The sequence below is a fragment of the Caballeronia sp. ATUFL_F1_KS39 genome, assembly GCF_023630985.1.
GTDB classification, from domain to species: Bacteria; Pseudomonadota; Gammaproteobacteria; order Burkholderiales; family Burkholderiaceae; genus Caballeronia; species Caballeronia zhejiangensis.
In genome coordinates this window covers 22011-30195 of sequence record NZ_JALQDZ010000007.1, presented here as the reverse complement: position 1 = coordinate 30195, position 8185 = coordinate 22011, and the positions used below count along the sequence as shown (strand labels likewise).

Annotated in this window: 8 protein-coding genes; 3 read left to right on the top strand and 5 right to left on the bottom strand. The window is 64.8% G+C overall.

Features of this window, described 5'->3' with window-relative positions:
- Positions 1 to 147 precede the first annotated feature (147 nt).
- The 3 genes from NCR93_RS07160 to NCR93_RS07150 form a co-directional block, all read right to left on the bottom strand.
- On the bottom strand, positions 148 to 1452 hold the full coding sequence (locus NCR93_RS07160) for an RNA polymerase sigma factor (RefSeq protein WP_175982885.1): 1305 nt from the start codon (positions 1450 to 1452) through the stop codon (positions 148 to 150).
- Positions 1449 to 1847, bottom strand: a complete 399-nt coding sequence (locus tag NCR93_RS07155; RefSeq protein WP_175982886.1) for a VOC family protein — start codon at positions 1845 to 1847, stop codon at positions 1449 to 1451. Before NCR93_RS07155 ends, NCR93_RS07160 begins: the two co-directional genes overlap by 4 nt.
- A gap of 77 nt (positions 1848 to 1924) precedes the next feature.
- Positions 1925 to 2278 (bottom strand): YciI family protein, encoded by a 354-nt coding sequence (locus NCR93_RS07150; protein ID WP_175982887.1) that lies wholly within the window; start codon positions 2276 to 2278, stop codon positions 1925 to 1927.
- A 276-nt stretch (positions 2279 to 2554) separates the two neighbouring features.
- Between NCR93_RS07150 and NCR93_RS07145 the strand changes: the two genes are divergently transcribed.
- Positions 2555 to 2953 carry a DUF2917 domain-containing protein gene (locus tag NCR93_RS07145; RefSeq protein WP_175982888.1) on the top strand — a complete coding sequence of 133 codons (399 nt, stop codon included), beginning with the start codon at positions 2555 to 2557 and terminating at the stop codon, positions 2951 to 2953.
- A gap of 18 nt (positions 2954 to 2971) precedes the next feature.
- On the opposite strand, the gene NCR93_RS07140 is transcribed toward NCR93_RS07145, so the two are convergent.
- Both NCR93_RS07140 and NCR93_RS07135 read right to left on the bottom strand, forming a co-directional pair.
- Positions 2972 to 4630: a tannase/feruloyl esterase family alpha/beta hydrolase gene (locus tag NCR93_RS07140; RefSeq protein ID WP_175982889.1), complete on the bottom strand. Its 1659-nt coding sequence runs from the start codon at positions 4628 to 4630 to the stop codon at positions 2972 to 2974.
- 113 nt (positions 4631 to 4743) lie between these two features.
- Positions 4744 to 5604, bottom strand: coding sequence for a LysR family transcriptional regulator (locus NCR93_RS07135; protein WP_008349626.1), 861 nt, complete (start codon positions 5602 to 5604; stop codon positions 4744 to 4746).
- 153 nt (positions 5605 to 5757) lie between these two features.
- Here NCR93_RS07135 and NCR93_RS07130 point away from each other — a divergent pair, with 153 nt between their 5' ends.
- Both NCR93_RS07130 and NCR93_RS07125 read left to right on the top strand, forming a co-directional pair.
- Positions 5758 to 7149 (top strand): DHA2 family efflux MFS transporter permease subunit, encoded by a 1392-nt coding sequence (locus NCR93_RS07130; RefSeq protein WP_175982890.1) that lies wholly within the window; start codon positions 5758 to 5760, stop codon positions 7147 to 7149.
- A 40-nt stretch (positions 7150 to 7189) separates the two neighbouring features.
- Positions 7190 to 8185, top strand: coding sequence for an aldo/keto reductase (locus NCR93_RS07125; RefSeq protein WP_008349630.1), 996 nt, complete (start codon positions 7190 to 7192; stop codon positions 8183 to 8185).

The window sequence follows — 8185 nt, the reverse complement described above, 5'->3', positions numbered from 1 at the left end:
TCGCCAGCTTGCCAGTGGTCGCAAAAACACGACATTTGTATCTTGCTAGAACACGACATTCTCATGTTGCTCCTACATCAAAAACGCCGATAATTTGTCTTATGTTAAATCAATGACGCGATCGGACGAAGCTCATCTCTCACAGTCTCATCCCATCTCGCCAGCCCGCTCCAGCAGAAACGCGCGTTCCCGCCCGTTCTTCGTCAGCGAAGCCGCGCGCTCGAATTCCGCGCGCGCCTCGTTCTTGCGCCCGAGCTTCGCGAGCAGATCCGCCCGCACGCTCGGCAGCCAGTGATAGCTCTTGAGCGCGGGTGCGTCGGCGAGCGTGTCGACGATCGGCAGCGCGGCTTCCGGCCCGTACGCCATGCTCACGGCGACCGCGCGATTCAGTTCGACGACAGGCGTCGGCGCAGTCTGCATCAGCGCGTCGTAGAGCGCGACGATCATCGGCCAGTCGGTGTCGGCGGCGCTCGGCGCGCGCGCATGGCACGCCGCGAGCGCCGCCTGCAACGCATACACGCCGCGCGCACCGCCCAGCGCTTCGGATCGCTCCAGCGCGGCAAGCCCGCGCCGGATCAGAAGCGGATCCCAGCGGCTGCGGTCCTGATCCGGCAACAGCACCGGACGGCCTTCCCGGTCGACGCGCGCCTTGGTCCGCGACGCCTGAATCTCCATCAGCGCGACGAGCCCGTGAACCTCGCTCTCATCCGGCGTCAGCTCCGCGAGGATGCGCCCGAGCCTGAGCGCGTCTTCGCACAACGCCGGTCGCATCCAGTCGTCGCCGGCGGTCGCCGAATAGCCTTCGTTGAAAATCAGATAGATGACTTCGAGCACCGATCCGAGCCGCGCGGCGCGCGCATCGGCTTTCGGTACCTCGAACGGCACGCGGGCCGCCGACAGCGTGCGCTTCGCGCGCACGATACGTTGCGCGATCGTCGGCTCCGGCACGAGAAACGCACGCGCGATTTCATCCGTCGTGAGTCCGCCGATCAGGCGCAGCGTCAGCGCGGCGCGGGCATCGACGGACAGCACCGGATGACACGCCGTGAAGATGAGCCGCAGCAGATCGTCGCCGATGTCGTCCTCGCGCGCGGCATCGAGCGCATCGACGAAATCGGGCGTGATATGCGCTTCCCGCGCGTCGAGATCGCGTCCGTATTCTTCGTGCTTGCGCGCGTGTAGCGCGTGTTGCCGCAGACGGTCGAGCGCCTTGTTCTTCGCTGTCGTCATGAGCCACGCTCCCGGCTTCTCGGGCACGCCCACGCCCGGTTGGCTCCAGTGTTCCAGCGCGGCGACGAACGCGTCCTGCGCCAGTTCCTCGGCAAGCGCGACGTCGCGCACGACGCGCGCCACGCTCGCGATCACCTTCGCGGACTCGATGCGCCACACCGCGTCGATGGCGCGCCGGGCGGCATCGTCCGGCGTGCTGTGCCGTTTCGCGCGCCCGCTCACGCCGCTTCCGGATCCATGTGCACGAGCTCCCAGATATGGCCGTCGAGATCTTCGAATCCGTGGCCGTACATGAAGCCGTGATCCTGCGGCGCGCGCGGCGCACGTCCGCCCGCGGCGATGGCTTTCGCAACCAGATCGTCGACTTCCGCCCTGCTCTCGCACGACAGGCACACGAGCGCTTCGGTGCTCGCGTGGGCATCGACGATCGGTTTTTCGGTGAAAGTCTGGAAGAACGTTTCGACGAGCAGCATCGCGTAAATGTTTTCGCCGATGACGAGGCACGCGGCGTCGTCATTCGTGAACGCCGGATCGAAGCTCAGGCCCAGTGCCTTGAAAAACGTCATCGAACGCTTGAGATCGCGAACGGGAAGGTTCACGAAAATTTGTTTGTGCATGGCGGCGGTCTCCGGGTTGATCGCTGTTTTCAATACCACGACGAACGGCGCGCAGGAAAATCGACACGAAGCGCGTGTCAGGTATAGCAAGGGCCGACTTTTCGGACTTCGACGGTGCACCATTTCGCTGCCGGACATTCGGCCGCGATCGCGACCGCTTCGGCGCGCGTTTCGCAATCGATCAGAAAAAAGCCGCCAATCATCTCCTTAGCTTCGGCGAACGGTCCGTCGATGACGCGCGCATCGCCGTTCGTTGCGCTGACGCGCGCCGCATCCCTGAGCGATGTCAGCGATTCGACCGCGCGCAGCACGCCGCGCGCCTTCAGTCCTTCCGCGAATTCGCCCATCTGGCGATACGCCTCGCGCCCCTCTTCTTCCGTGCGCTGGCCACGCTGTTCGACCGGTTCCACGACGAGTAGCAGATAAGCCACGACGAGCCTCCGAATGTTTTTTGATGCGTTCAAGTCTATCTCGATATTGACAAACACGAACATGCCCATCGATACTGCGACACATGCACGCAGCCATCCTTTTCTCCATCGCCGCGATTAAAAACCGCATGAACGCCATCCGTGGCGGGTCATCGGGACAGCGTGTGCGCTAGCAGAAAAGCAAGCAGACAGATTCCGAAGGCCCCGCCGCAAGACGGGGCCTTCTTGTTTTTGCGTGCAAGGTTCCGTCTTCGGCTCACATCATGGAGAGCAGAGATGGAAAAGGTATCGCAAGTTTTCGCGCGTCATGGCGTCGGCCACGGCGTCGCTTCCGGGCGCCTTGCTGCATCGGGCGCGCGCGTCGTGGTCTTTGTCGAAGTGCATCCGCATCAGATGGTGTCGTGGCGGCTCACGCGCGACGCCGAACTGCGCATCGGCGATGCGGCGGCGCTGTCGATCTGGCTGACGCGTCATCGCGATCCGTACGATTACTGGATGAAGCCCGGCGATGTCGTGCGTCTCGCGCGCGGCGAGCGTGTGTGGCTCACGTCCGAGAGCGATCAGCCGATCGAGGTGTCGCTCACGTCGTATCGCGTCGCGAAGCGCGGACTCGTGTCGCGCTGGCTGGCGAGATACTGGCCGCGCATGTCGGACCGGCACGCCAACGCATTCTGACGATGCCGATGCCGATGCTCACGGCTCGACGCAACGGAAGCTCGCCGCGACGTTGATGCTGCCCTTGCCCATATAGCGCGGATAGTTCGGATAACGGCACATCGGCCGCGTGCGTCCGTTGGTGGCGGGCGCGATGTCGCTGCCAATGAGCGTCTCCGGCGCGATGCCGTTGCTCACCCAGTCGTCGAGCGCGCCGAGCTCGTCCCACGCGGGGATGAACACGCCGTTGCCGTGCTGGAATCCCGGCACCATGTAGAGCCGCATGAACGCATCGACGCTGTCCTTTCCGTAACGATCGACGAGCCCGCGATAAAACGCGATCGTCTGATTCGGGCTGATGACTTCGTCGGCGAGGCCGTGCATCGCGATGAGCTTGCCGCCATGCGCGATGAACGCGGTGAAATCCGGGTTCATCGCGCCGACGGTGTACGCGAGCGTGACGAGGCGCTGCTTGAAGCGCCCGGGCGTGTCGACGTCGAACGTGAGCGAGCTGAACGCGAGATCGCGCGTGACGAAGTGGCGGATATAGGCATCGCCTTGGGCGAACAGATAGCCGTTCGCGCCGAACGTCGGCGGATTGAGCAGCGTCGGCGAATCGCCGAGGCCGAGCGCGCCGGAGAAGTCCACGCCCTGAAACACGTTGTAGCCCGGATAGGCGCTGACGTCATACGCGAGCGGATACGGCAAGGTGACGCCGTCGCGCAGGGTCTCGAGCGTGTCGATCTGCGCGTCCGACAGACAACTGTCGCGCAAGGAAGGCCGCTGTCCGTTCTCGCAACGCAGCGACGCGATGATCTGCGGCTCCAGTTTCCTGCACGCCTCGACATTGCTGACGATCCCGTCCGCCGCGCCGTCGAGCCGGTCGCAATCGTGCACGACGGTCTCGAATACGCGCCGCTGCTGCGCAAGGCCGACGAAGCCGCCCGGCTTCGCATACGACGCCTGGCCGATCTTCACGCCCATCAGCCGCACGCCGGAAAAGTTGATGGCGGGCGCGTTGGCGATGACGCCGTCGTAGTCGTTCGGAAACCGCTCGATCACCGTGAAGCCCTCGCGGCCGCCGGTCGAGCCGCCCGCGAAATAGGTCTTTTCGGGCGCCCGCCCGTAGCCCATCTGGATCAGCGCGAGCGCGACGTCGCGGGTTTTCTTCAGATGGCCGAAGCCGAAGTTCACGATGGCTTCGTCGTTGCCGGCGAAGTCCGCGCGCCCCGAATTGCCGACGTGGCCCGAATCGGAGCCGAAGGTCGCGTAGCCGCGCGCGAGCGGCGTCGAATCGGGGGCGAAGGACATCGGCTCGGTGCCGGAAACGATGGTGCCGTTGTAGCCGCCGCCGCCCATCTGCAGGGCGCGGCCGTTCCAGCGGCTCGGCAGATTCACTTCGAAGCGGATATCGGGCGTCGTGTCCTGCAGCGCCCTGATGAAGCCGGTAATGCGGCAGTATTCGCCGTTGCGGTTGCCGAGCGCCGCCGCCTTGACGACCGATGCCGAAACGATCGTCGCGCCGCGCGTCGGCAAGCCGATGATCGACGCGGGCACGGTTTTCCCTTCGAGATCGGCGCAGTGCTTCGTCAGATAGGTCGCCGCGTGGGCGTTCGAGCACGCGGCGAACGCGATCGCCGCGAGAAGCGCACGGATGCCGGGCAAACCGGAAGTGAAGAAAAGGAAGAACCGAAACACGTCTTTTAAGGTGGCTACTTCAAACGCCGCACAATATATAAGAACAGTTTGCAGATAGCCATTCGGGTCTGCCGGTCGTTGCAGGGCCGCGTCCGGTGCGCTGCCCGCGCATGTCATTCGCCGTCCCATTCGCCGCGCAGATCGCTATTTTCCAGAAGCTGTAGCAAGGTTTCGGCCGGACGGCTCAGATGTTTGGCGCCGAACGCGATGAATTCCACTTCGGGCAATTCGGGCAAGTCGGCGCGATTCACCGGCGGCGCGAGTCCGCGCGCCGCCAGGAAATGCGAGCGCACCGTCAGCCCGAGACCGCCGCGCGCCGCGGCGATGCAGCCCGCGTGGCTGCTGCTCGTGCAGACCATCTGCCAGCTTGCGCCGGACATCGCGAGCGAATCGAGCACGACGCCGCGCGTGACGCTCGGCTCCGAGACCAGAATGAGCGGCAGAGGCTCTTTCGTATCGACGACCGTTCCCGGCTTCGCGAGCCATTCGAGCCGGCCGGAAAAAAGCCGCATGCCGCGCGCATCGCCCAGACGCCGCTTGCCGACCGCGAGATCGAGCTCGCCCGCATCGACCATCTGATAGAGCCGTCCCGTCATGCCGATCGTAATCTCCAGCTCGACATCGGGATGCGTGTCGCGAAAGGCCGCGAGCACGCTCGGCAGCGGCCCGAGCGCGATATCGTCCGATGAGCCGAGCCGCACGCGTCCGCGCAGCCGCGGCGAGCTGAACTGCGACTGCGCGTGCGCCATCGCTTCCAGAATCACGCGGGCGTGGACCAGCATCGCTTCGCCGTCGGCGGTGAGCGCGAGCGAATGCGTATCGCGCACGAAAAGCCGCCGCCCGACGCTCTCCTCCAGGCGACGAATATGCTCGGACACGCTCGACTGCCGCAGCCCGAGCTGGCGCCCGGCGTCGGTGAAGCTGTGCGACGCGGCCACCGTCGCGAATGTCGTCAGCCAGACTGGATTGAGCATGCGATATTGTTATCGCATATTCCGATGACAGTCAATGCGGCTAGCGGTCTTCCCGATGACGTGCGGAGTCATTAAGATTTCACATATCGCGCAAACGACCTTGTTTTCAAAAGGCTTTCGTGGGCGCGCGACCCTCCGCAACTCCGCTTCCACATGACCAAAGGTTCCTCCCACACGGCACTGCTCTGGATCGTCGCCGTGGGCTTTTTCATGCAGGCGCTCGACACGACCATCGTCAACACGGCGCTGCCTTCCATCGCGCGCAGTCTGAACGCCGCGCCGCTCGCGATGCAGTCGATCGTCGTCGCCTACACGCTCACGATGGCGCTGCTCACACCCGCATCGGGCTGGCTCGCCGACCGCTTCGGCACGCGCCGCGTCTATCAGGTGTCCATTTCGCTGTTCGTGATCGGCTCGCTCGCCTGCGCGAACGCGCACTCGGTGAACCAACTGGTGCTCGCGCGCGTGCTGCAGGGCGTCGGCGGCTCGATGCTGCTGCCGATCGGGCGTCTCGCCATATTGCGCGCCGTGTCGGGCGAAGCCTACGTTTCCGCGCTCGCGATGATCTCCGTCGCCGGCCAGGTCGGCCCGATTCTCGGCCCGACGCTTGGCGGCTGGTTCGTCGAGTCGTTCTCGTGGCACTGGATCTTCCTGATCAACGTGCCGATCGGCGCGGTCGGCCTGTATGCGGTGCAGCGCTTCCTGCCGAACGACACGGTGCATGACGCCCCGCCCTTCGACTTCGTCGGCTGCGGCTTGCTCTCGATGTGCATGGTGTCGTTCTCGCTCGCGCTCGATTGCCCGGTCGAGACGCATCGCGGCGCGGTATCGGCGGCGCTGTTCGCGCTCGCGGCCGTGTCGGCGTTCGCTTATGTTCCGTACGCGCGCAAGAAGCGCAATCCGCTCTTTCAGCTCGCGCTCTTTCGCGAGCCGAACTTCAGCGTCGGGCTGATCGGCAATCTGCTATGCCGGATCGGATCGAGCGCCGTGCCGTTTCTGCTGCCGCTTCTGATGCAGCTCGAACTCGGCTACAGCCCGCTGCATTCGGGTCTGATGATGCTGCCGATCGCCATCGCCGGCACGGTCAGCAAGCGCTGGATCGCGCAGCTCGTGAAGCGTTACGGCTACGACATGTTCCTGCTCGTGAACACGGCGCTCGTGGGCGCGTCGATCGTCGCGTTCGCGCTGTTTTCGCCGACGCTGCCGCTCGCCGTCGAAATCGCGATTCTCGCCGTGTTCGGCGCGTGCAACTCGATGCAGTTCGCCGCGATGAACAGCGTCACGTTGAAAGGCCTGTCGAGCAAGGACGCGGGCAGCGGCAACAGCCTCTTCTCGATGGTGCAGATGCTCGCGATCGGTTTGGGCGTGTCGATCGGCGGCTCGCTCGTGCAGCTCTTCCAGGGGTCGTTCTCGACTGCGACCGGCTTCAAGCTGAGTTTCGTGTGCATGGGCGTCGTCACGTTGCTGTCGGGTGTCGTGTTCCGCTATCTCGATGACGCGCCGGGCCGCTCCGCGCCTGCCGCAGCGGGCAAGCGCGCGGCATAGCAAGTATTCTGTCCGTCCAACCGATCTTTGGAGCGCAACCGTGCAATACCGCAAATTCGGCAATACCGGTCTCACCGTTTCGCGTCTCACCCTCGGCACGATGACCTTCGGCCTGCAGACCGAGGAAGACGTGTCGCGCAGCATCATGGACCGGGCGGCGGACGCGGGCGTCAATTTCATCGACACGGCGAACGTCTATCCGCTCGGCAGCGGGCACGATCTCGCGGGCCGCACCGAGGAAATCGTCGGCCGCTGGCTGAAAGGCCGTCGCGACCATTACATTCTCGCGACCAAGGCCGTGCATGAAATGGGGCCGCTCGCGTGGCACAAGGGCGCATCGCGCAAGCATCTGCTCGACGCGATCGATGCATCGCTCAAACGGCTCGATACCGATTACGTCGATCTCTATCAGCTTCACAACGACGATCACGACACGCCGCTCGACGAGATGCTCGAAGCGCTCGATACCATCGTGCGGCAAGGCAAGGCGCGCTATATCGGCGTGTCGAATTTTCTGGCGTACCGGCTGGCGCGCGCGCTCGGCCGCTCGGATGTGCTGCGCGCCGCGCGTTTCGTCTCCGTGCAGCCGCGCTACAACCTGCTCTTTCGCCAGATCGAGCGCGAATTGCTGCCGCTCGCGACCGAGGAAGGACTCGCCGTCATTCCCTACAACCCGCTCGCCGGCGGACTGCTGACGGGCAAGCACCGCTACGACGCCGCCCCGAGCGACGGACGCTTCACCGGCGCGGTCGGCAAGGCAGGCGCGATGTATACGCAGCGGTACTGGCACGAGCGCGAATTTCACACCATCGAAGCGATCAATGGAATCGTTGCGCCGACCGGACGCTCGCTCGCGAGCACGGCGCTCGCGTGGGTGCTGGCGAATCCGGCGGTGACGTCGGCGATCATCGGCGCGAGCCGGCCCGATCAGCTGAACGAGACGCTCGCGGCCGTCGATCAGCCGATCGATCCCGACATCAAGGCGAAGCTCGATGAAGCGACGGTCGAATACCGCTTCGGCGACGCGTTGCGCTGA

What these genes read in the sequence shown, in the direction of transcription:
- NCR93_RS07155 (WP_175982886.1), bottom strand. Translation starts at nt 1,847, where the DNA reads ATGCACAAACAAATTTTCGTGAACCTTCCCGTTCGCGATCTCAAGCGT.
- NCR93_RS07145 (WP_175982888.1), top strand. Translation starts at nt 2,555, where the DNA reads ATGGAAAAGGTATCGCAAGTTTTCGCGCGTCATGGCGTCGGCCACGGC.
- NCR93_RS07130 (WP_175982890.1), top strand. Translation starts at nt 5,758, where the DNA reads ATGACCAAAGGTTCCTCCCACACGGCACTGCTCTGGATCGTCGCCGTG.
- NCR93_RS07135 (WP_008349626.1), bottom strand. Translation starts at nt 5,604, where the DNA reads ATGCTCAATCCAGTCTGGCTGACGACATTCGCGACGGTGGCCGCGTCG.